General features: G+C 31.3%; 22 protein-coding genes and 3 pseudogenes. 6 read left to right on the top strand and 19 right to left on the bottom strand.

Going from position 1 to position 24,482, the window contains the following annotated elements:
• Positions 1 to 123: 123 nt before the first annotated feature.
• The 12 genes and pseudogenes from HMPREF2810_RS12305 to cylL-L all read right to left on the bottom strand — a co-directional run.
• Positions 124 to 678, bottom strand: a pseudogene (locus HMPREF2810_RS12305) (hypothetical protein); the annotation flags it as partial.
• A gap of 501 nt (positions 679 to 1,179) precedes the next feature.
• Complete coding sequence (locus tag HMPREF2810_RS12300) at positions 1,180 to 2,154, bottom strand: LPXTG cell wall anchor domain-containing protein (RefSeq protein ID WP_070635614.1); 975 nt, start codon at positions 2,152 to 2,154, stop codon at positions 1,180 to 1,182.
• 166 nt (positions 2,155 to 2,320) lie between these two features.
• Positions 2,321 to 2,972, bottom strand: a pseudogene (locus HMPREF2810_RS12295) (IS6 family transposase).
• A 9-nt stretch (positions 2,973 to 2,981) separates the two neighbouring features.
• A complete protein-coding gene (locus HMPREF2810_RS16135) occupies positions 2,982 to 3,116 on the bottom strand; it encodes a hypothetical protein (protein ID WP_002414951.1) in 135 nt (44 codons plus the stop codon).
• A gap of 178 nt (positions 3,117 to 3,294) precedes the next feature.
• Positions 3,295 to 3,952, bottom strand: a pseudogene (locus HMPREF2810_RS12290) (AAA family ATPase).
• A gap of 388 nt (positions 3,953 to 4,340) precedes the next feature.
• Positions 4,341 to 6,899: a DEAD/DEAH box helicase gene (locus HMPREF2810_RS12285; RefSeq protein WP_002382041.1), complete on the bottom strand. Its 2,559-nt coding sequence runs from the start codon at positions 6,897 to 6,899 to the stop codon at positions 4,341 to 4,343.
• 625 nt (positions 6,900 to 7,524) lie between these two features.
• The gene (locus tag HMPREF2810_RS16130) at positions 7,525 to 8,508 is read right to left on the bottom strand and encodes a site-2 protease family protein (protein ID WP_002368282.1); all 984 of its coding nucleotides are present in this window, start codon (positions 8,506 to 8,508) and stop codon (positions 7,525 to 7,527) included.
• On the bottom strand, positions 8,509 to 9,747 hold the full coding sequence (locus tag HMPREF2810_RS12275; RefSeq protein WP_002368283.1) for a S8 family serine peptidase: 1,239 nt from the start codon (positions 9,745 to 9,747) through the stop codon (positions 8,509 to 8,511). It abuts the gene before it with no gap.
• Positions 9,744 to 11,888 (bottom strand): peptidase domain-containing ABC transporter, encoded by a 2,145-nt coding sequence (locus HMPREF2810_RS12270; protein WP_002365931.1) that lies wholly within the window; start codon positions 11,886 to 11,888, stop codon positions 9,744 to 9,746. The genes HMPREF2810_RS12275 and HMPREF2810_RS12270 overlap by 4 nt, the downstream gene beginning before the upstream one ends.
• An 11-nt stretch (positions 11,889 to 11,899) precedes the next feature.
• Positions 11,900 to 14,881 carry a type 2 lanthipeptide synthetase LanM family protein gene (locus HMPREF2810_RS12265; protein WP_002368286.1) on the bottom strand — a complete coding sequence of 994 codons (2,982 nt, stop codon included), beginning with the start codon at positions 14,879 to 14,881 and terminating at the stop codon, positions 11,900 to 11,902.
• 60 nt (positions 14,882 to 14,941) lie between these two features.
• Positions 14,942 to 15,133 (bottom strand): lanthipeptide cytolysin subunit CylL-S, encoded by a 192-nt coding sequence (gene cylL-S, locus HMPREF2810_RS12260; RefSeq protein ID WP_002358181.1) that lies wholly within the window; start codon positions 15,131 to 15,133, stop codon positions 14,942 to 14,944.
• Positions 15,134 to 15,166: 33 nt separating this feature from the next.
• Entirely contained in the window at positions 15,167 to 15,373 is a 207-nt protein-coding gene (gene cylL-L, locus HMPREF2810_RS12255) for a lanthipeptide cytolysin subunit CylL-L (RefSeq protein ID WP_002358485.1), read from the bottom strand.
• Positions 15,374 to 15,776: 403 nt separating this feature from the next.
• Between cylL-L and cylR2 the strand changes: the two genes are divergently transcribed.
• On the top strand, positions 15,777 to 15,977 hold the full coding sequence (cylR2, locus tag HMPREF2810_RS12245; protein ID WP_002358483.1) for a cytolysin regulator CylR2: 201 nt from the start codon (positions 15,777 to 15,779) through the stop codon (positions 15,975 to 15,977).
• Between the two features lie 467 nt (positions 15,978 to 16,444).
• Here the strand turns inward: cylR2 and HMPREF2810_RS12240 are convergent, their stop codons facing one another.
• The 7 genes from HMPREF2810_RS12240 to HMPREF2810_RS12215 form a co-directional block, all read right to left on the bottom strand.
• Complete coding sequence (locus tag HMPREF2810_RS12240; RefSeq protein ID WP_002382039.1) at positions 16,445 to 17,758, bottom strand: hypothetical protein; 1,314 nt, start codon at positions 17,756 to 17,758, stop codon at positions 16,445 to 16,447.
• Positions 17,748 to 17,879 carry a hypothetical protein gene (locus HMPREF2810_RS16125; RefSeq protein WP_002368288.1) on the bottom strand — a complete coding sequence of 44 codons (132 nt, stop codon included), beginning with the start codon at positions 17,877 to 17,879 and terminating at the stop codon, positions 17,748 to 17,750. Before HMPREF2810_RS16125 ends, HMPREF2810_RS12240 begins: the two co-directional genes overlap by 11 nt.
• A 562-nt stretch (positions 17,880 to 18,441) precedes the next feature.
• Entirely contained in the window at positions 18,442 to 19,761 is a 1,320-nt protein-coding gene (locus HMPREF2810_RS12235; RefSeq protein ID WP_002368289.1) for a DNA cytosine methyltransferase, read from the bottom strand.
• 79 nt (positions 19,762 to 19,840) lie between these two features.
• Positions 19,841 to 20,431 carry a thermonuclease family protein gene (locus HMPREF2810_RS12230; RefSeq protein WP_002368290.1) on the bottom strand — a complete coding sequence of 197 codons (591 nt, stop codon included), beginning with the start codon at positions 20,429 to 20,431 and terminating at the stop codon, positions 19,841 to 19,843.
• A gap of 11 nt (positions 20,432 to 20,442) precedes the next feature.
• Positions 20,443 to 20,595 (bottom strand): hypothetical protein, encoded by a 153-nt coding sequence (locus tag HMPREF2810_RS12225; RefSeq protein ID WP_002368291.1) that lies wholly within the window; start codon positions 20,593 to 20,595, stop codon positions 20,443 to 20,445.
• Positions 20,596 to 20,608: 13 nt separating this feature from the next.
• Positions 20,609 to 21,061 carry a single-stranded DNA-binding protein gene (gene ssb / locus HMPREF2810_RS12220; RefSeq protein WP_002368292.1) on the bottom strand — a complete coding sequence of 151 codons (453 nt, stop codon included), beginning with the start codon at positions 21,059 to 21,061 and terminating at the stop codon, positions 20,609 to 20,611.
• A 65-nt stretch (positions 21,062 to 21,126) separates the two neighbouring features.
• Positions 21,127 to 21,621: a hypothetical protein gene (locus HMPREF2810_RS12215; RefSeq protein ID WP_002368294.1), complete on the bottom strand. Its 495-nt coding sequence runs from the start codon at positions 21,619 to 21,621 to the stop codon at positions 21,127 to 21,129.
• Positions 21,622 to 21,675: 54 nt separating this feature from the next.
• Between HMPREF2810_RS12215 and HMPREF2810_RS12210 the strand changes: the two genes are divergently transcribed.
• The 5 genes from HMPREF2810_RS12210 to HMPREF2810_RS12185 all read left to right on the top strand — a co-directional run bounded on the left by HMPREF2810_RS12210 (position 21,676) and on the right by HMPREF2810_RS12185 (position 24,364).
• The gene (locus tag HMPREF2810_RS12210) at positions 21,676 to 21,906 is read left to right on the top strand and encodes a hypothetical protein (RefSeq protein WP_002360849.1); all 231 of its coding nucleotides are present in this window, start codon (positions 21,676 to 21,678) and stop codon (positions 21,904 to 21,906) included.
• A 598-nt stretch (positions 21,907 to 22,504) separates the two neighbouring features.
• Positions 22,505 to 22,690: a hypothetical protein gene (locus tag HMPREF2810_RS12200; RefSeq protein ID WP_002360847.1), complete on the top strand. Its 186-nt coding sequence runs from the start codon at positions 22,505 to 22,507 to the stop codon at positions 22,688 to 22,690.
• Positions 22,675 to 22,866, top strand: a complete 192-nt coding sequence (locus tag HMPREF2810_RS12195) for a DpnD/PcfM family protein (protein ID WP_025187495.1) — start codon at positions 22,675 to 22,677, stop codon at positions 22,864 to 22,866. Before HMPREF2810_RS12200 ends, HMPREF2810_RS12195 begins: the two co-directional genes overlap by 16 nt.
• A gap of 23 nt (positions 22,867 to 22,889) precedes the next feature.
• Complete coding sequence (locus HMPREF2810_RS12190; protein WP_002382034.1) at positions 22,890 to 23,441, top strand: hypothetical protein; 552 nt, start codon at positions 22,890 to 22,892, stop codon at positions 23,439 to 23,441.
• Positions 23,442 to 23,584: 143 nt separating this feature from the next.
• On the top strand, positions 23,585 to 24,364 hold the full coding sequence (locus HMPREF2810_RS12185; protein WP_070635613.1) for a Cas9 inhibitor AcrIIA9 family protein: 780 nt from the start codon (positions 23,585 to 23,587) through the stop codon (positions 24,362 to 24,364).
• Positions 24,365 to 24,482 lie beyond the last annotated feature (118 nt).

Genomic DNA, 24,482 nt, shown 5'->3' with positions numbered 1-24,482 from the left:
CAATTTATTTTGCCATTTAAAAAGAAAAGTGACATCCAAGTATAGCACGAAAAAACAAACAGGTCAAAAACTTAAAAGTTTCTGACCTCTTTGTTGTTAGTTGAATAAGACACAACTAGCTTAGGTGTGACTTACAAACCTATCTGTCTCTGAGTATGGTGAGATAATAAAATTAGTCAGTTGTTGAGATTCTAATTCATTTATGTCTAAACTGTCCATAGGAATTAATCTGCCTAATTTTTCAACCTCAATTGTACTTAATTCATCATCAGCTGTTAACATGTAAATTGTCTCTGTATCAGCTATATAAGTACATGAGATTATTTCCTTGCCCAAGACTTTCAAAAATAGTTGATTCTTTATTAATTGCCTTCTTATGGCTTCTAATCCATCGCTTGGCATGCAATCTTTTAACTCGATATTTACAACTTTTTTTGCACTAAATCTTAATACATCAAACTGTCTTGTTATACCAATTGAAACAGAGTATCCTATAAAATAGTTGTCAGCTTTAGGTATATTCGTTAACGTCGGCAATAATTTTTCTGAAAACTGATAAAGATTTTGAAGTTCCTTTTTCCTAAAAAATTGTTCTGGATTATGTATTATACTATCATCACATAACCTCAACATTGAATTAATTAATTGATCATCTTTCGTTGTATTCATTATATCCATAAATGAATACAAATTTATTGGTCTTCCCATGACAATCCCCTTTACTATTTATCTAATTAAATTCCCATAATTCTAAATAATAGGTACTTTTAACTAGATAAATCTATTCTTTATATCAATTTTAGCATACATTCAAATGTATAATAAAGACTGTCTTTTTTGGGGCAGAACAGTCTCTAAGGATATAACACATTTTGATTTTTCATCTCTAACAGATACACATAAAACCAAAATATCTACTAGTATAGTTCCTATAAGTATGATTAAAAAGTTCTTAATAATACAGTACAGGCATACTAAAAATTTACGCAAATGAAATATCCCCAACTTGAATGGCCTATCGCTTACCTAGTAGCAATCAGAATATCAAAAAGACCAACAAGGCATCCCTTGTTGGTTCTTTTAGTTAATATATTTTAATAGAAAATTTGTTTATTACATAATGATAGCGTAAAATGAGGGTTAGGAAACTTTGCAACACAACCAAATATTTAATAACGATTAAATTTGTCTTTTCGATTTTTTGAAAATTACTAATTCAATAACTAGTAATATAATTCCTAAAAAAACAGCTATTTTTGAAGAATGTGAGTTTTCACCTGTTTTTGGTAAGTTCTTATTTGAATCATTGTTATCAAATCTACTACCTACAACAACCTGATTTTCAGATTCCTCAGTCGAACTAGGTTCGATTGTTGAACTAGGCTCGGTTGTTGAACCAGGCTCGGTTGTTGAACCAGGTTCGGTTATTGAACCAGGTTCGGTTGAGTCTTTTGAATAATAATAAAATTCTACATTTGCCCAATAACTATCTATCCAATATGGATTGCCAGCATACCCCACTAACTGAATACGAGCTTTTACAGAATTAGCCGGTACTGATCCTGCAAGAGAAAGTTTAGTCATACTAAATTGAACAGACGGTCCTGTTTCAAAGACATCTATAACCTCATCTGCAGAATTCAAAAATTCTACTTTCAAACCAGAACCATCTGTATAATAAATAGATGTTCCATTCTCGTCTTTAATTTTTTGCGCACTATTTTTAGCATATGCACTAAACTCAAAAGTAGTTATTGTTTTATTAGTAGGTAATAAAATATCTTGATAAAGTATATCTCCCATAGCCCATTTTTCCATTCCTGCGAATGGATCGGGTAATTGTCTTGCCCAAGCATTGCTACTAGTAGGTGTCGCTTTCCCGTGATCTGCAAGTACTTTCCCCGGCAAATTATATATAGATCCATCCCATATATCTCCATATTGCTCTGTAACTATTGCAGAGGACTGGTCTCCCCATGATATCCAACTCCAGCTATCATGTCCATCTAAGAATATTGGGTTTACTACAACATTTTCAGATTTAGCTTCAGATTCTGCATAAGCATTAGGTATTTCTATAACAAGTTTATACAGACTTAAAAACAGTAATAAGCAAACCACACTAACTACACTATAGTAAAATTTTTTCTTCATCACTTCACTCCTCGTAATATATCCTAAATTGTCAAATTGATGGTTGTGTTGCAAAGCTTCCTAACCCCCACTTTACGCTATCATTTAACATAAATTGATTAAAATGGGTTGTGTTGCAAATTTTTTTAGCGGACACACTTGTCTAATTTCCAATCAGTCACTTAAGCTACGTTAAACAAGTTTTCAATTGCTTCCTACGGGAAAAGTCGAAGATGCTCATTTCTCTTCGATTTTCTTTGTATAAGGCTGAAACGGCTTCAATTCCTTTAATCGTTGTTGCAGCGGTTTAAATTAACTAGAAACTATTTCCATAAGAAAGTTTTCCCTTCACCTGCCGATGATCCTGTTCCAAGGCATTATTGAGATAGTTGGACTTCCAGAGATGGACTTTTTTATCAAGCAGACCGGCTTCTTTCAATTTTTTAATGGCTTTCAGTGAAGGTGCGCGTTTATTACGATGGAACGCGGTTGTCCATAATCACGGATTAATCACTTCATAAAGGCTTTTGTAGAGACCGTACCTCGATGATTTCGCAACCACATATCAAGGATATTTCCGTTAGATTCAATCGTTCGATATAGATAATGGTCTTTTCCTTTCACTTTGACATACGTTTCATCCAGCCACCAAAATTGTGACAAAGCACGTCGCTTATTGCGTTTCTTCCATAAATGATAGAACACTTTCCCATATTGCTGACACCAACGATAAACCATCGTATGATGCACATAGATACTAAATTTTTGCATGATTTTGGCACAATCACGGTAACTCAAAAATGATAATACAAGCCTACGGCTAAACTCCCCGCAATTATAGTATTTCTTTAATCATCAAAAGCAACAGCAAGAAAAGATAACCCTAAAACGCCAAACGCAATTTGTTTTTCTATAAAAGCCAACACTAAAAAAGAACAGGCGATTACTATCCATGACCATTCTTTTACTTGAAATTTTTTCATCTTTTCACCTTCCCATAAAACCATCACAAATCTATTGATGCCAGTAGTATTTTAATGTCTCTTCTTATTTATTGTACCATGTACCACGCACTAAACTCTACTAACATGCCACTTTTTTATTTAAATGGCAAAAATTTCCAGCAATAAATGACAAAAGCTACTAACTTTTGCTAGCTTTTTATATGCCTATCACTAAACTATCTTTTGCTACTTCGATAACTTCTACAGTAATCTTATCCATTTTATTGATTCTTAAAATACAATCAATCTGTGTAAATAAACGATGAATAAGTCGAAAATTCCCTTTTGCGATTTTAATGATAGTTGTGATAGCTTCATAATCAGAAAAATCTTCTAGCTCTATATCAATTCCTAAATCTGTCCATTTGTATTCTAAGGTATGATGCGTTTCGTCCTTACTAAGGTTATCAAATTCATGTGCAAATCCTATACGCGAGTTCAGTTGAGGATAACGAGATAATCTCTTTTCAATTTCAGACATACCGATAAAAACCATTGCTAAATCATTTTTATCATAAATATCTCTTAGCTGTTCTAAATGTTGAAGTTTTAATCGATTGATTTCATCAACAATAATTAAATTTAATTCCTTCATAAGAATGTGAAGCGTAAATTTCCTTTTGATTGTATTTAAAAACTAAATGCATTGTTTTAACCCTATCAATCCTAGTTGCTAATATATGGATATCTGAACTAACACGAATCATTTTTTCAGCTGGAGAGGTATAGAATACTTTATTTGCACTTAATATTTCGTCTGTCTTAAATTTTCTAAATATTTTGAAATAAATGGCTTTTTCCAAGTTATGGAGAATGCCATTTATTTTTAATTGTATCTCAATTAGAATTAACTATTTATATAGTTGGATGCTATTTATTGCTTAAATATAATGTCAAATAAAGATAAAAATTATTGCCATTTAAAAAGAAAAATGACAATTTAATACTCTTAAATCAAAATTTTAATTGAACAATGATTTGTTTACAAATTTATGAACAAAAAAATTGAGTAGTATATAAATTATAGCATCTAAAAAGGGCCACAGTCAGCTTGTGTCTCTTTCAGAACCAGAAAATATAATCCACTAGTAAGCGAAGATTTGATTCAAAAGTTCTATAAATAGAATGTTTTTTTATTTTAGATATTGGTATTGAAAATATTTTTAACATTTAAATAAAAAGTGTTAATCAAACATCAAAATTTTAATTATAGGAAAACCTTATTGTAAAGTTCTGAATAAATTGCTTGTCTAGCAGAAAATTCTCATGCATTAAGCTAGCTATTTCTGTGTCTGCCCAGTCCGAAGGATTTTTTGTGGATAATGCATTAATGAACTCAATTACCTTACTTTTGAATTTTTCAAGCATTGTTGAATTTACTGAAAAATAATAATCTTTTACATGAACGTTTTGGAACAGCACATTAGATTTATGAAAAGCGATGCAAGAAACAGTTGAACCACTGAAAAAAGAATCATTATACCAAGCTTCTGAATGCATTAATTGCTCTGCATTTTCTCTAGAGTACCTATTATTTACGGATTTACTCTTACACTCAATAACGAAACTAAATTCTTTAGTTGTCCACAAATTATCTGGACCATCATTATACTCTTTTTCAGGTCTTGAAGAATCATACCCCAAAAATTCTCCAATCTCAAGAACTGCTTTTTCGAATATATTGCTATCTATTGTTGGGGAGTACACTAGGTTTGTCAAAATTGACTCTACTGCGATTCTCAAATCTGTGGCATTACTGAACATGTTTATCCATTTTTTTACATTCGAAACTTGCTCTGTCATTGATTGTGTTCTTTTTTTATATAATGGCGTAGCAGGTATTAAGAGATCAGTATTTTTTTCTTTTGCTTTTATTTGCATATCATTTGCTGCACTTTCATTATAAGAATTTAAAATGTGAGCACCTAATTGTAAATACCATCCTTGATCTGCTTTAGAAAGTCCCGGATTATTTGAAAAATCATTTCTTATCGAAGTAACAGCTGCTTCAAATTTATTATTCTCATAATCAGAAAGTAACTGATACTCTTTTTCAGCTAGTCCTAAAATATTGGATTTATTTTCGTCAGGATAACTTCCTAGCATGGCTTTAAGTTTATTTTTATAAAACTCTATCCATTTTTTATTTCTAGACAAAACTAAGCCTATTGTATCCTGTATCTCTTTTAGGGCTTCTTCTTTATTCCTCTCTTCTTTCATAAAGTCACTACTTAGTTCAATTCCCATATCAAGCTGTGCCCTTGCAACTTTACTAAAGAATTGACGATTATTATTATTGCTCACAAAGTTTAATAGATTGGTATCTAAAAGTAAAGTAACACAATAGTCACTACCCGACCTAACAGCCCTTCCTAGTCCTTGTTCAATTGTTTGCGCAATTATTTTCTTCGTATATGGTGAATTAGATCTCATTTGAGAAATTGTATTATCACGAACTGAAGCACCTTTAGGCAGTCCATCGATAATTAAAAGGTGACACATATCTCCAAGTAAATCTATTCCATCATAACGATTTAAAAGCACTACTAAATTTCCGACTGAATTTCTTAAGTTACTCATGACAGAATCTATTGTTTTTTTGTCCCCTAAGGTTGCTCCATATTCTATCCATTCGCTTGCCTTTGCACTATTCGAAACAATTACAACAACATTCGTACTTCTTGAATACTCTTTTATTAGAGACTTGATTTCTTCATTAGAAATATCTCTAGAATAACGTTCAGGTGAAATAATCAATCGTTCTCCAATTGAACTTTCATTATGAACACTAATTGGGTTAAGAATAGCAGTGCCTTCAATTCCCAATTCAGTGACTAAATCAGAAGCATTGTTAAATGTTGCAGACATTATAAATTTATGTTTTGCATCAGAATACGAAGGAACTTTATCTAATGGTATTTTCACTGGTGAGATTTCTATTGCATCACTCGAAATAAAACAATCAGCTTTATCAAGATAATCAGATATTAAATTGAATGGAATAAAAATATCAAAGTTATCTTGATTCCTACCACTGATCAATATATTTTTTAAAATTTTAAGTTTTGCTTTATATGCCCAATAAGGTACGAGTCGCGAAACCGACCTTTCTCCTTTTTTTATTGATTGACAAGCCCCGTAACTCTGCTTTTCAATATCTCCCTCAAAAAGTGCAAAAATAGCAGAATACATAGAATTATGTGAAGGGATTACAAAAGTTGACTGTTTTCTAGCCTTTTTAATTGAACTATGAGCATCATCAATTAAAAGTGCCCCAATTTCCTGAATCTCTCGCGAACCAATTCCTCGAATACCAAAAATAGATAAACCATTAAAAATTTTTTCAAAAGTTGTTACTAGTATTGCTTCAGAATTAATAAATTCTAGTGGAATTTCTTGTTTTTTACCTTGATGAGCAGTAATTATTTCGCAAACAGGTATTCCATAAAGTTCTGCTTGTTCTATTACTTGATTCACCAATTGGTTGTCCGGACATAAGTAAACAGCAGGACCTACGCCTTCATTCATTTTTGAAAATAACATCAAAAGCCCAATCAAAGTCTTTCCAGATCCAGTATCCATAATTCCCACTGTATCTTTATTATCTCTTTTGCTCCACCATTCTTTTAGAAATGACGCTTGGACTTCACGCAAATATTCATATCCTATTTTATGATTCAACGAATCAAAAATTTCAATTGGATTGATTTTTTTTTCTTCCTCTTGCCAATCTGAAATCTCAATTTTATCAAAAATACCCATTATGTTTCAACCTCGTCTCTATTTATAGTATTTATTTTACTATCTTTTGTATCACTAGATTTAAGAGAAAAATATTGAATTTCAAATCCATAGATCCACTCCTCTTTAATAAAAAATATACTATTTTTATAAGTAACTCTGTAGATTCATTATTATAAGTTTACCAACAAACGTATTTTTCAACAACAGTGTAGTGTACTAACTAATTCTATAAAAATTGTCATTTATTTAATTATTCAATAAATTGTAGACTTTAGTTATTCACTTCATCTAAAACAAATTTTTCATTTTAAATATTTGACTAATATTATATTCGTTGCAGCCTTCAATAATTTAACAATCGCAAATACCTTATGATATTTAAAAAGTGACAAAGTTTATTGCCATAAAAATCCTTACCGTTTCGAAAATCTATTGCCAAATTCTGTTGAGCCTTTACAAATTCAAATATATTCATAACTACTAAAAGAACCAACAGAGTATACCCTGTTGGTTTTTTTAGTTAATATATTTTAATAGAAAATTTATTTATTACATCATGAAATACTGTATAAAAATCGTAGCAAGCACACATCACTTTTTTTAGCCTATCATTTTACGTCGACAGTCTAGCTGGTTTCTTATCTCAATTTTGAACCCATTGTTTTTCTGCTATAATCATAGTTGACGTTTGATCTGAATAATTTTTTATGATATTGCTAAATTCTGTCATTGATTGGCTTATTTCATCATCAGCACTTTTTGAGCATTTAAAGTTTAGATATTTAATTCTAGATCTACTAATTGAGTCTAGAATTTTTAAATTAATTTTTTTAAAAGTTTGTTTATTATCTACAGATAAGATATATTCTATCATATACAAATTAGCTAAATAAAAATTCTGTAAATAACTTTTATTATTCAGTATCTTGTCTTCTTTACTAAGTATTGGGTATATTAGTTTTAATTTCCTATTATTTTTGTCTATTAAATACTCATATATAACATACAGTAAGAATGTATTTAGCACATATAATGGTAATTCTTTATTTTTTTTTATTATTTTGCATACCTCATTGCTATTTAAGAAAGTTGACTGATTATATTTATTAAGTAAGCTATTTGATACAATATAATACATTTCGAAAATATAATCCTTAGTAACTAATTTATATATATTGTATCCATCATTCATAAACCCGTTAAAATTAAAAGGAACTGCAGTAATCAAGAATATTGAAAAATTAAATAAAGAAAAATATTGAAAAAATTCAATTTTTACAAAAAAAGTTAATGTAAAAAAAAGACTAAATATTGGTCCTCCGGTTAACAACCTCAGAATTTTCTTATTATTAAACGTAGTTGGTTTATATCTAAATAATCCACCAAAAAATCCCCACTGTGTATTTAATCTAACCTTAAACTGTTTTTCCCACGAAAGTTTTATAAACCCAAATATTAATGACTCTGGTCTAACTTTATTAAATAATCCAAAAACTAAATGACCTAACTCATGTACAAAGATAGACAATAACAAGGAAAAGTATGCAGTAGACACTAAATTTAATTCAAAAACAAGAGTAAAGATTACGAGAAGTAACGTAAAGATCATCGGAGATATAAATTTCATCTATTTTATTCTCACCTCTTTGTATTTAAGCATGCTATTTTTATCTATAAAAGAATCAGCATTTTCAAATAAAGTATTTAATACTTCATTTGAATCTTTAGAATTATCTACATTCTTTGACATAATAGCTGCTAAAGCTGCGCTTACTTCTGGAGTTGCTAAACTTGTTCCAAAAGAAAGTGTATAACCATCTGGAAAGTCAGCAGCTTTGCCTAGTGGAGAAACTAGCGATGTAGGGTAATAAGTCATCATCATTTCACGAGCATCAATTTGTCCTGTTATTTTGTAATTGTCACCATATCCTCCTGCAGGACCATATATAGATACATTAGACCCATAATTAGAATAGTCAGCAATATCACCACTCTTTTTTGTAGCTCCGACGGTAATTACAGACTCTAGTCCTCCTGGTATATGTTTTTCATTACCAGTGCTTATATCACGCGACTCATTTCCTGCTGATGCAACAATTAGAATGTTATTTTTTCTTGCATAGTTAACAGCTTTTCTGAATGCTTCTACAGTAAATCTTTCGTCGTCTATTTCCATATTTTTATATGATCCAAGACTCACATTTATTATATCTACTTGATCATTTGTAGCATCAACTATAGCTTTAAGCATATTTATAGAGTTTCCATCTGTCCCATCCATCACCTTATAAGAATTTAAATTTACTCTTGGAGCAATCGTGTCTATTACTCCAGCAACTTGTGTACCATGACCATATTCATCTAACTCAATATCATTAACATAGTTTTTTAATCTTAGGTTATTGTCTTGAAGATTAGGATGAAGCCTATCAATCCCCGAGTCAATTAGAGCTATGGTTATATCTTTCCCTAGTTGTTCTTTCACTGGATCAATATGAGATAAAATTTTTTTATATGGCCAATTAAAAGACTTAAAATCTTTGTTTAAAATATTAATGTTTAAAATAGAACTATTAACTTCTTCAGGTTTAAAATCTGGTAATTTTTTCCCTTCCGAAACATTAAAATATTTACCTATAAACTTCCTATCACTATCATCCAGGTTTTTAAAACTAACTAATCCTATTTCCTGTATATAATCTACTTTTTCAGAAGATAATTCAGACTCAATTTCTTCTATAGCAGTTGTTTGCGAATTATCAATAAAAAATGAAATATTATTTGAGAGATCTGATGCATAACCTGTTGTTCCTAATGTTAAAAAAATATATGAGATTAAAATATAAGTCAATCCTCTTTTTTTCATTTTGTACCTCCAAATTGTTGTTTTTTGTAATACAGTGAACGATATAACTCGCTATTTTCAATAAGATCTTCATGCTTTCCAATACATACTATTTCACCATTATCCATTAATATAATTTTATCAAAGTTTTTCACCGTACTAATTCTGTGAGCAACAGTAATAACTGTTCTTTTCTCATCTAATAAATTAGAAAAAACTTCAAATTCTGAAATATTATCCATTGCAGATGTAGGTTCATCTAAAAGTAATGTATTCACATTAGAATAGAACGCTCTAGCTAAAGCAATCTTTTGCCTTTGACCACCAGAGAAATTACTACCATTTTCTGATACTATAGTTTTCTCATACTGAGGAATTCCTAAAAGTACCTCATCCATTTTTGATTTACTCATACTTTCTTTTAGTCTTTTTTTCTCATTTATAGAAGAATTCGGTTTAAACTCTAAAGAAATATTTTTTTCGATAGTTTCATTAAAAATATGCGCATTTTGATTAACATAAAAAATGTTTCTTCTATTATTGGAGTTGTTTGATAAAGGATAGCCTTCATACAATATTTCTCCATTAGAAGGTTGTAACAATCCAGCCAATAGTTTTAGTAAAGTAGATTTCCCTGATCCACTTCTACCAACAATAGCAACTTTATCCCCTTTTCTTATGTCAAAAGAAATACCATTTAAAATATTTTTTTCAAAAACAGATATAGTATAGTAAACATTATTAACCCTATAAATAAACTCTTCTTTTCCAACATTTCCTTTTTTATTATTAAAATCATTTTTTTCTTCATAAGTTAAAACTTCAGATAATTTTTGAAAATATACATTTAATAGTAGAAAGTCATTATAAGAGGAAACCAAACTTAGAATTGGCTTCATAACCATTGTTACTATAGAAACAAAACCAATTAGTGATCCTAATGACAAAGAATTGTTGATTATTAATTTTATACCTATTATTAAAAATAGAGCTGGCATTACACTTTGTATGATTTCTGGTAATATTCCAAAAATAGCTATATATCTATTTTTATTTTTGGTAATTAATAGTTGAGACGTAAACATGTTTTTCCAATTTAACAAAAAGCTCTTTTCTGCGTTAGCAGATTTAATTGTTTCAATTCCTTCAATTGCTTCTGTAATAATTCTCTGGACGTTTCCTTGTTCCATTATTTCTTTATCTACAAATCTTTTTATTGTATGCGAATTTATAATACTTAAAAAAGCTATTAAAGAGATTAGAACAAGAGCTATTATTGTCAGTAAAATAGAATAGTTAACCATTAAAAACAAATATATCCCTAAAAAAAGACTATCTATTAAAGTTGTTATGACCTTTTGAGACAATATTTGCCTAATATAAATATTTAAGTTCGCTCTAAACACTAATTCTCCAGTTGATCTATTACTAAAATACATTAGTGGCATACTAAAAAGTTTATCAATATAAGAAAACATTAATTTAAAATCAAATTCATACTGAAATTCTGCTACTACAGAGCTTTTTAAGTATTGAACTACATATAAAACAGAAAAAAAACTAGTTAATATTAATAACAGAACATAGGTAGGAATTTCTTGAAAAGATCTAATATTATCTATCGAATACTTTGTTGCAATAGGAATTAAGAGTAATAAAAGTTGTGAAACAAATGATAATATTATTAAACTAAAGAAATATCTTTTGAATTTTGTAAAAATAAATGACTTTAAAAAAAACTGTTTCCTTTTGCCTTCTTTTTTAGTCTTTTTCTTATGTGCGTATATTAATATATTTGAAAAATTTTTTTTGAATTCTGAAATATCAATCCAGCGTTTATTACTTGCAGGATCTAAGATTAATACTTTCTTCTTTTTTATTTTCTCTATGACCACAAAATGTTGATTATTCCAATAACTTATTACAGGAGTCGGAAGATCTAAATAATTTGAAAAACTTGATTTAAATGTCGATACATCAAATCCATATTCGTCAAAGACAGTACGAATATTCTTGATAGTTAGTCCTCCTTTGGGCACCCCATATTTTTCCCTTAGTTCTACTAGTGTACTTTGATTACCATAATAATTAAGTAGCATAGTGATACATGCTAAAGCACATTCACTATGCTCTCCTTGCGCAACATACTTCAATCTTTTCATAATTACACCTCTTATAACTCAAAAAGTAATGCATTCGGAATTTCAGAATCTAGGTTTCTCAATAATTCATAACCCACACCACTGATTCCTACAAAGAATCCTAGTGATTCTAAATACTCACTTCCGGCAACCTTTAGTGTATTATTTTTTTCAAAATCATTTAACATATAGCTAATAAGTTTATTTTTTTTATACTGATAAGTTTCAGGATCTTTTTTAGCTAATTGAATTAGCCCTTCTAAAGTACCTGCATTTCCATGGCACAGACAATCTTTATTTTTATATTCTATGGTTTTATTAATATCTATATTTGAAATGTTATCATCATATAATTCAATTGTCGCTAAAAGTTCACCTACAGTTCCCTTACACCAACTATTGTTTTTAGGTTCTTCTTCAAAGTATGATTCTTTAATTTTATGAAGTAAAGAATTAGCCTTATCTATCCTATTGAATTTTGATAGAAGATGGACATAGCTATATATACCGTGTCCGAATCCTCTGAAATTAAAATAGGGTTCTTCGGATAATTTTTCAAAAATTTCTAATGAAAATTTTCTATATTTTTCATCCTCTGTTATCTCGGATAACAATAATAAAACTTTTATTATACTATTATGCCCGTGGATCCAATCATTTTTTAACTCGCCATTATTTATCGGTTTCTTTTCAATCAACATGTCTGCAATTTCTACGGCTACATTTAAAGAGTTTATATCATTATTTAAGCGATAATCTACAAGTAAAGGATATATTAAACTTCCTTTTCCAAAAAAAGCTGACAATATATCTTCAGATGGTATTGTATAAATTGAATTTTTTATACATTCAATTACATAGTCATATTTATGATTCTTTGTAATGTATTTAAGAGCCACATAAAATATGAATATACCAGGCAATCCATCGTACATATTATTATTTAGGATTCCCACATTCCAATCTTGATCCAACTTTATGTCAATCCAATTTACAGTATTGGTTTTTTTATTAAAAATAGCTCTCTTGAAAATTTTTTTCTCTATCTTCTGACATGCTTGAATAATTTTACTGTTTAGCTCTAAGCCAGTATAAATATATTTATTTGAATTTTGATTTTTCAAATCATTAATATATTTATATGGATTATAAATATTCAAAGCAATTTCTAGCCAAACGGTTTGAATAGAAATATCTTCATCACAAAGATCATTTATTTTATTTAGGCATCTATTCAGAGCGCTTTCTTGATAAAAATCTTCTACTAAGCACCCGTCACTAGCTATTAATGATGTTTTTGAGATATTGTTATAAAAAATGGGTATGTCTCCATCTATTAAGTCTGAAAATTCGTAATGAACTACCTTTTTATTCTTATATGGATAGGCCCACATATTATGAAGTACTTTTTCTCTCTCTATTGCATTAGAAAAGCAATTAGGATGGTATGAAAATTCCAACATATCAGCATATCTTTGAGTTGGTCTGATTACATTTCTAACTATAAGATTTTGTAAATTATTATTAATATATGCCAATATTTTTTTCTTAGAATCCTTTGCTTTCATTAAAATACTTTTCATACCAGTAACTATATATTTTTCATAGCTGATAAAACTAATTTTTTCATTATTCATAATTGGAGTATTTTTTGCAGTATCCATAATGTGTGTTTGATATTCAAAACGCATTTCATCAGTAAATGTATTTTTAATTTTTAATATCTTGAACGGTACGCTTTGCTCTTTAAAGTTTAACGCACTAAGGTTAACCCCTTCATCTTTCGAATCTGACTTATCTTTCATCGCTAAATATGGTACTAGCCCTGTCACCATTATAGAATCTAAATATTTATATTTAGCATCTACTGTTGCGCTATTACCAAACTCTATAGGAATATTTTGTTGAAAAAAAGTTTCGCTATCTATGATAACAGGGTATTCTCCATGAGCGATTATATTCTCATAGTGTAAGTCTGTTACATTAAATAAGAAAGCTATTCCGATTAGTTTACCATACCTTTCATAATATTTTTTTACTTCTTCTATGTTATTTATTTCTTTATTATCTATATATTCTTCATAGAAATAGGTATTTCTAGTAACTTTTTTAACTATATAAATATCTGCCTCTAATTCTTTATTTAAAAATTCAAAAAAATCTCTTAATTTATTCTCGCTATTAATCTTTGGCTTGTATACTATCTTCTTTCCATCAGAAAAAGTTAGTGTAGAAACAGTTTTTCCGCGACTATGAGAGTCTCCCTGTGATTCTGATATAGAGTTAAGCTCTGAGGATTGTATGTTAAAACAATTTTGTATGCTAGGTAAATCTTCAGTCACTCTTATAAGCATTTGTTTAGTATTATCTAAAAAATATCTCATTCTAACAACAGTAATACGCATCAACTCAGGATAGCATGTATAAAAAGCTATTATATCTTTTTTAGAGTTAAATCTTTTTTTTAGATAATAGATAAATCGCTTGCTACTATCATTTCCCTTTAGAGGTTCATTTTTTTTAAAAGTATGCAAATCTAGCACTAATGTTTTACTTGTTAAGTGAATAAGCTCTTGTGTTAAAGTTTCTAATAAATTAATAATGAATTCTTTTGTACAAATATTTAACTCTGAGTTTAAATCAAGTAAAAATAAACGAGCATACTGTAAGAAATATCTAAAAGGATAACTAGCATCTACTTCTAATAATTGCTCTTCACTATCATTATAAGAATCTAAAATGGATTCAAAAAAAATATACCATGATTGATCTTTAATGTATTGAATTGCAACTTCTTTATCAGGAAAGTTTTCAATAGGTGTTATTCCTAATCCAAAATTATCCAGTGATTCATATTTATATTTAATCAAGTAGTCTAAATCATCTTGTTTAAGAACACTTTTTCTTTCTTTCCAAGCTTGTAAATTTTTAATGTCGTACTTCTCGTTACCACTTTGCTTTAGTAAAAAGCATCTTTCATTTATGCTTAAAACATTTATTAAATTATCTTCCATGTAAGCACTCCTTTTTTATGTATAAGAGGGCTAGTTTCACTAGCCCTCTTAATATATAAATTAGCAAAATTTAGCTGAAAATAATGCACCTACTCCTAAGCCTATGGTAAAACATGCTGGAGTTGTCTCAGCCTGAACATCTCCACTACCTTGAATCGCTTCCATTTCTTCTAAACTTAACTCTTCAAAAGAAGGACCAACAAGTTCTAATTTATTAGAGTAATAGTTTTCTTGATTTTCCTTATTTAGCACTGTGCTTCACCTCACTAAGTTTTATAGTATATTTTAACAATGTTTTAAAGACACAACTACAGTTACTCCAGTAAAAATACCGCCACCAACCCAGCCACAAGCAGCACTACTTGCTGCAGCTGTCGCCGCAACAGCACACACCGGTGTTGTCTCAGCCTGAACATCTCCACTACCTTGAATCGCTTCCATTTCCTCAACACTTAGTTCTTCAAAACTAGGAACTACACTTAAATTTTCCATAATTCTTACCCTCCATCATAAAATTGTTGTATATTGCATAACATAATATGTTACAATTTAATATTATAGAGCTTTTAATCTTTTGTCAAGTGTCACTTGACAAAAAGGAGGAACCAAAATGGCTATTTTTATTTTTTTATTGGATATCATTTCTGTAGTCTACTTTGTTTTTAATCTGACTGATTCAAAAAAAGATGAGCGAATTTTATATACAATTTCCTTAACATCTACTTACATGTACTTATTTATTAACTTTTCCATACTTATAGTAGTTGCTATTTTTCTTTTTCTACCTAATGTTATTACTAAAAACTATCTCTTTAATTTTATCTACTATTACTTCTCTCTATCAATGATATTGCACTCTCTGTTACTACTTTTTTTCAACAAGAGGACTTCATAAATGATAATCAATAACTTAAAATTAATTAGAGAGAAAAAAAAAATTAGCCAAAGTGAATTAGCTGCTTTATTAGAAGTTAGCAGACAAACTATTAATGGTATAGAAAAAAATAAATATAACCCTTCTTTACAGTTAGCATTAAAAATTGCTTACTACCTGAATACTCCACTAGAAGATATTTTTCAATGGCAACCTGAATAAAAGAGATTTTTAAATTTCACCACAGAATATTTAAATTAAAAGAAAGGTGCTTCGTATGAAGAAAAAGTTTATATCCCTTCTGATTTTATTTTTAGGAATAATTGTTGGCATAGTAACAGTTTATATTTTAAAGCATAAATAATTATGACTGTTGTTTTATACTTTAATCATAACTGATTTTTTAACAGTAAAACCCTCCCTTATGATTACGTTCATTTTTATTCTTATACAGCTCATTTAAAATAAAAACTAGGCTCAAATGTATAATAAAGACTGTCTCTTTTGGGGTGGAGACAGTCTCTAAGGTTATAACTTATTTTAGCCTTTCATTTCTAACGAATACTCATAGAACTAAACGATTGATTCATTCAGTCTGTAAGAAAATAGTTAAATCTGAAGTGGCTTGTAATTATTCTACAGTACACACACTGTCCTTTCAACAACTGTCGAAAGTTTAGCAAAACATTTTACAATATTTTTGTATACATCATTATTAATAATAGAGCCAATACCAGAAAATATCCGCATAACACTTTAAAGGTTCTACTTTGGTTATTTTCAGGTAGCTGACTTATTAAATAGACACCTGACATCATTATAAGAACATAAGTGAAATAGTAAGTCCTTGATCCAGATACCCATATGGTAGGAGAGAACCCCATCATAATACGACTTCCTACACCCAAAATAAGAAGAAAGATAACTGATAAAAATTCTAAGGGATTATTACTTGCCCCAAAAATCCCTATTACATAAAGAAAAACAAACCCAGTAAGAAGAACTACTAGTGATATATGCGGTGTTCCTGAAGGTATATCATACGTTTGATCAATTATCGTATTAAATCTTGTACAAATCAAATACGTGAATAGCGGTATTCCACTAATCATCTTTTTGAGTAATGACCCATTTTTTACCAGTCCAGCAGTAAAAATTAGCAATACAAAAGCTAACATCAATGGAGACCACTCAAAAAATAAAGCTTTCAAAGTGGACGAATACCCTATTTGTAACTTATCAAAAATACTGTAGCTAGAAAAATTAGGTAACCATTGTTTCGTTTCTTGGACGTTTCTTGCCGTATTCCCCTTACATGTTAAAATAAACACAAAGCTAGCGATTACAATAGCAATATGAGGTAAAGTTATCAAGATATTCATTTTAGATAAATACAGAATACCTGCCAAAACTAATAAAGAAACTAACATAATAACTACCATTTGTTCTTGGTTTGTAGCATAAATCAAGAAAACCAACGATAAAATAAAGGATAGCCAATTTACACTTTTTCCTCTTATATAGTTCATAATAGGCCAAATACTTAACAACGCTGCTGCCATGACCCAAACATAATTTGTTGTTGTTGCTATCCATCCTGCATTATTTATCATCGAAGCAGGAATTAATAATGACATGCCAGTACCTATAATTAATCCTCTTCGACTATTATCTGAGTTAAACAGTAGTGCAGGGACAATTGCCACTATAGACATTGCTATAGCATTTAAAACTCTCCACAAAAATACGTGTTGTACCGCTTGTGTTAGAGCTATTTCAATCACTAATCGAGACGTCCATTCATTGTACCTAAACTTCAAAAATTCATAATAGTTACTTTGAAAATCATGTGTAAACTGCTTTAAGAAAAACGCATCGTCCCCAAATTCCATTTGTTTAATACCAAAATTGTAAATTAACATTACCACAAAAACAAAACTACTGAGAATTAAAATATCTCTCTTTTCCACTTTATTTGTCACTATGTCACTCCTATCCTCCATTTTTTTCAAGAACATGCGCTCTATAAATACTATCGATACTAGACATTGGAAGCTTTTCTAGTTCTTCATACGTAAAGTCACTATTACGTACAATCAATAGTATCTTCTCTTCTTTAGTCATATATCTTCCCTCACTTTCATTGTTTTATCTATTTTTTTACCCTCTTTATAATTGAACACAATGTTTAGCTGCACTTTGTATTCATAAACATTAAGGCATTAATCCATTCTTACGAAAAACCATTCCAATTTATAAAGGACTTTATTTAATTTGATTTTTTTCGTTTCTGATCAGTTTCTCATAGTACTTTTGCGCTTTTTGATTGGTAAAAGCAGTTTATGTCCCCTATTTTTGGGATTATCTTAACTTCCATTTTCACCTATCTGAAAGTTTTCGTCAATGTCAAAGTTAACGCTTGACGTATAGTCAAGTAAATGTTCGCGATTCACAATCGGTTCCCCTTCAAGGGATTTAACTCCCTATAAATCGCTTTGCTTTTCTCGCACGGTAATATCTAAACTAAATTGTCCGTTATTAACATTCCCAACGGACTTTGAACTACTTTTTAAGTCAAGGTTAACTACCTAATTATATTATTCCTAACCATATCCGGGAACATTCTTGTTCTTTGATCCATTTGTAAATTAGTATTCGACTGCTTCTTTTCTGTACTAGTCAGTTGCTACCAGCTAAAATCCTCATTTAACAATTCTATTTGCTCATTGAACGGTTGATTACAACATAATTCAGGTAAATTTGCTCTTACTAAAGCTTCAGCGCAATTTGGCACAACCATGTTTCCTATTCTAGCCACCTGTTTAGACTTACTTATTTTCTTTCCGTTCTTATCTTTATCTAATACATACGTGTCTGGGACACCTTGTGCTTTTGCTAATTCATGAGGTTGAAGCATTCGCATTGTGATATCAACGATTCTATAGGCACTTCCTTTAACTTTTACTAACCCAAATCGGTCTTTTGTAGGGATCGTATGGAGTGGTTCATTCAAATGTTGCCCTATGTCAGATCCATAATATTTCGTCAAAAAGGCTACTTCCTGATTGCTAATAGACTCTGAGGACTTACAGTATTCTTCTAAAAACAGCTGTACTTCCAACTCCCTGTTAATATCACCATTATGCATTTTCACTTGTACTAAGGAATGGTGATCTACTATCGAATTTGTACGTTTAACTTTCCCATAACTAGTTTGGTCAATTCTAACAATATACGGATCTGCCGTATTAAGTACAAACTTGTTTAGTCCGCGAGCAATTCTTTTCAACGTATTAGGACGTAAAGGTTTCTTACGACCAAAAATAGAATTACCTGGTATTGACCAATCAATACAACTTGCAGCTGATTGATAAGGAAGGTATTTCCCTTCAGCAACTTCTTTACTTTCTCTTGGCCCATGCGTTGGTGTTGGCCAAACAATCGGTTTATGATCCCGGCGTGCTATCATAAATAACCGTTTTCGTGTAGTAGGCGCACCATAGTCACACGCACGTAACTCTTTAAACTCAACATGATAGCCTTGACGTTCCAATGCTCTCACAAAGGATTGGAATGTTTTCCCCTTTTTCTTGGGATCTGGCTTTGGACCATCTTTAGTGACAATCAAAGGACCCCATGTCTTAAATTCTTCAACATTCTCCAAAATAATGACACGTGGTTTAACAGTAGCTGCCCAACGAACAGCAATCCATGCTAACCCTCGTATCTTTTTATTTACAGGTGTTCCTCCTTTTGCTTTAGAAAAGTGTTTACAATCAGGGCTTAACCAACACAACGCTACTGGCCGTCCATTGGCAACATCTCTCGGGTGGACGTCCCAAACACTTTCACAATAGTGTTTTGTGTTTGGGTGATTGGCTTCATGCATAGCAATTGCATCAGGGTCATGATTAATCGCAACATCTACCGAACGTCCTATTGCATGCTCTATGCCTGTGCTAGCACCACCACCGCCCGCAAAATTATCTACAACAATTTCCTTCAAAAAATCACCTTCCTAACTTAACCTACACTTTTTCATCCTAAAATATGTCACTTTCAAATTCAGTCATAATCATTCTCCCTTATTTAAACCCTTTGTCTGTCACATAACCTGGTATACTCCAAATTCCGAGTGATTCACTTTTAGCCTGTTCTTGGGCTTGCTCTAGTTCTGACAAATGTTTAGTGTTAGGTTCTTTGACATAAGCCACACGTGCTAATCCCTCTCTCACAAGTGTTTTTTGTAGTAATGTTCCATCTACAAAAATATACCCCAACGCTCTACCGTAACGATCTTTTTTATCCCCTTGATCATATTCAAAAGTAATTTCTGAAGCAGTAGACAAAAGCTCTTTTGTACGTTTGCTAGCTTCTAAACCAAACGGCTGAACTTTTGTGTTTGGTTTGACGGTCTCCGGTGTATCGATTAATAAAAAGCGTACTTTCTGTTCTTTGCCTTCAATCTTAAAAACCGTTGTGTCACCGTCTACGTGACGAACAAAATCAGCTGGTATACGTTGATCATTTGAAATAGTTTGAAAAAAATCTTCATAAACATCTTGTTCTAGTTCTTGAACAAAATCTTGTGCTTTTTGTTCAACATTTGTACATCCTGATAATAGAAAAGTGGCTACTGCTAACAGCAGCCACTTTTTTCCAATAAATAGTTTCATTTCCTAACTCCTTAACTTTTTTTCCGTTTTAAAGAATACTCAATTTTCTTTTTTTCTAACCTATCAAACATTAATCCTTCAACAGCTCGTTCCCATTTTGTTTGTTGTGCTGTACGTTTCTTTGTACTGTCTGCATATATTTTTTGTAAATTTTCATTACCCATGAATCGATCCTCCTTAAAATGGTAAGTCATGATCTGAAATCTCAATAGAACTACCTTCTAAATCTGGAAAGGGTTGTTGCGTATTGCTTTCCTGCTGTCCAACTGGTGTAGGATTAGAAGCGTTAACACCACGTTGTTGACTAACTTCTTTTGACTCTAACAATTGGAAGCTTTCTACAACCACTTCTGTCACATAAATACGTTGTCCTTGTTGATTCTCATAGTTACGTGTTTGAAGTCTACCCACAAGACCAATCAATGTTCCTTTTCGTGTATAGTTTGCTAAAGTTTCTGCAGGCTTACGCCAAATCACACACTGAATATAGTCTGCTTCACGTTCACCATTTTGATTTGTAAAATTCCGGTTAACTGCTAGTGTAAAAGCCGCAACAGCTACACCACTTGACGTATAACGCAAATCACAGTCTTTTGTAAGTCTTCCTACTAAAGTCACATTATTAATCATTTAAAAAACCTCTTTCTATTATTTTTTTAGAAGTGATAGCAACTGGTACTATCACTTCTAAATATTTACTGTTTTACTAAACCACCAAACATATTTTTAAACTTGATTTCACCAAACTCTGAAAGGAACGGATCCGTTTCGTTTAATCCGTAAGTGTATTGGTAATTCTCTACAATACTTTGATGGTCCATTTCCCAGTCCTCTTCATACGGAGATATATAAAACAAGTACAACATTGTTATATCCCCCATATACTTTTGTTCAATCGCATAGTATACAAGTATATTGTTTTCTTTCTCGATAATTTCGATTGCTTTTTTCCGTTCTTCGTTGATCCAATAGTTGGCGCCTAGATATGATTTTCCCGAAAAACTAATTTTTCCTTCCTCAACAAATTGTGCAATTGTTGGTTCATGAATACCTAAAATCGTCATTCTTTTTCTTGCTTCCATTTTCATTTTTTCTAAATTCAATTGAATCCCTCGTTTCTGTTTATCTTTATAATTATTAAACCATACATTGTATACAATGCATAGTATAATAATGGAGAATATTGACAAATTTTGTTTTTTTATATACTATATTTTGTATAGTATATATAGGAGGGTAATTCAATGAAAGATCTTTCTCGTGAAGAAGTTTTAACTTATTTAGAAAACAATGTGGTAGATAAACAAGGTGCTGCAAAAATTACAGGCCAATCATTAAATGCCTTCACACAATCCGTAAAATTGAATGCAATTAAGCCTTACTTTGAAATTAAACATGTAAACGGTGAACGACCTACTGTACGTTTGTATCACGTAGACGATTTAAAGGAATACGCAAAAAATAAACGAAGATAAAAGAGACCTCCCTTCTTTTATTCTCGTTTATTTTTTTATATAAAAATTCTTAGTTTATTTTATGACTATTCACTGAAAAATCGTCTTTCCATTTTTTCATACCTAATTACTTTGTTTAGTGTTTATTTCTATCTCGCTCCAACCGCCACCGCCGCTCGAAAGAAATGCCTTGCTAAAGCAAGGCAAAAGAAAAGAAAGAACTAGCCGCTTTGCGTCTAGTTCTTTTAAGTGCATTAAAATTTCGCCTCTTTGGCTCATGCTTTTACGGACGTGTGTCCTCTCAATCGTTTTATGACCGCTCATTGTCGTATGTACCGGTCAGTCGCTGTTTGTTACAGTATCATAGCCAGTCGAAAAGACAAGGGTATATGAACTCACTCCGTTCGCCCTTGTCTTTTCTTGGTGTCTATGATTCTTTCTCGGCACAGCAACCGACCGAAACATACTGGCGAAAATGAACAATCAAATCTAAAAACGAAAGGAGGATAGTGTCCCACGTCCTAGCATGAGCCAAAGAAGCGAACAGCTTCCCTCCCTCACGCCAGACAAAAATGGTTGCTCGAAAACAAAAATCAAAACCAGAAAGGAAGTAGTAAAAATGAACGACCCACAGCTAAAAAATCAGCTAGAGCAGGCACGTAAAGAATATCAGAAGTTAAATAAAGCCATTCTTGAAAATGATACGCCTACATTGTTACTAAACTATGGTTGTCTGAAAAATGCCAATAATCGTTTGAATCAGTTAGCATTCTTTTTAAATCACATTGAATGGAAGGACGTATAAATATGTCAGAAAAAAAGAAAAAATACTGTGTGACAATTGTTAAAACCTTAGAGGTAGCTGTTTCTGTATTTGCTGAAAGCGAAGAACAGGCACATGAATTGGTTTCTAACATGTATTACGACCAAGAAATTATCTTGACAGAAGATAATCACGAAGCAACAGAGTTTATCATTTAAAACAACGAAAGAGGAGAGCTTTTATGGGAACACGAACAGCAATTTTTAAAGAACAAGCAGACGGAACGTATCAAGGCATATATTGTCACTGGGACGGTTATATAGAGGGCGTAGGCGCTGTTTTATATGAACATTACCAAGACCCTGAAAAAATTCAAAAAGTTATCAATCAGAAAAAAGCCCTGTCCTGTTTAGGAGTGAAAGAAAACGTACTTTACGAATACGACAATGTCGGCTGTCGGGAACTAACTTGTTGTGGTTGGCACGAGTTTTGTCTATATGTTCGACCAGAAACAGAAATGTATCTTGCACAATCATTAGAAGAAATAAGAGAACAACAATACTTAACGCTAACTGACCTTGACCGAATTGACGGTTGGACGGAACTCGTTGAAGGGAAAGTAACCTTTACACCTTATCGTGGCTCTGATAACAACGGCTATTTATATGCACAACGTCAGTCTGGAGAGTGGCTAGTAAGCACCATGAATTGCAATGGAGATATGAAAGATTTTGAACCATTATCAAAGTATTTCCACGAAAAAAAGACAAAAAAAGAAACCTTTTGCGGCTAACAAAAGATTTCTAAAGAATTGGTAGTTATACCTGAATAAATTTGTAATTCAAGTATAACGTAACTCAAGACCTTTGACAAGTGAATTTGCCCCAACCTCTTATTCATAAGAGGTTGGGCTAACAAAAGAAACGAGGGAACGTTATGGACTTTCAAAATATACAAACCGTAAAAGAATTGATACACGCACTTAAACAATACAATCAAAATCTAGCAACCACTATTTTTGACGACACACAAGGCTACATCAGTGTAGCTTTCAGAAAAGAAAGTATTGAAAGAAACGGAAAAACCTTCCAGTTTTTATGTTTCTATCCTAATTATGAAGTAGCTCTTTATCCAGTCGTGACGTTGCTTTCTTATCTTGAAAAGCTACCAGAACAAGCCACCATTGCGATTAAAAACCCAGACGGAAACTATTCTTCCCTTTACCTAACCATTGATGAAACGATAGACCAAGGGAATAAATATAAATGGCTAGTAATTAGCGACAAACTTTCTTATGAACGCTTTTTCCTAACGAGTACATTGACTGCACAAGAACAAGCACTCGAAAAAATGCTAAAAGAACTAGAAACCGAGCATGACGACACAGTCGAATATATCCATAATTGGCTTTGCAAACAAAACGACGAGTCCCTTTTTCAAGGTATTCTAAAGGAAGATAGAACCATAAAAGGCTCTGTCACGTATTGCATGGGAAAAGCCCAAGAACAAGCCGAAAAACGACCAAATGCTATGGTAATGGTCACAGACGAGGTGGCATTTGGCTGGATAAAGGAATATTTCATGCTTGAAAAACTACCCGAAATGAAAGTCATCGGAAAAGTAATGACGACTACCAAAAAGCAACCGGCAAAAAAAGAAGAGCCTAAACCTCAAAGAAAAGAGGTGGACGAACAAATTAAATTGTTCGAGTTGTAATGAATATGAATCGGGAAATACAAAAACCACTAGCCCCACCCAAAGCATTTTTTGATTGGTGTACGTCACAAATACCCACCTATGAATGGAAAAACAAAAAGGAGACAATTCTTGCGAG

Source organism: Enterococcus sp. HMSC078F03 (assembly GCF_001811595.1).
In the GTDB taxonomy this organism is placed as follows: domain Bacteria; phylum Bacillota; class Bacilli; order Lactobacillales; family Enterococcaceae; genus Enterococcus; species Enterococcus faecalis.
This window is presented reverse-complemented; position numbering and strand designations above follow the sequence as displayed.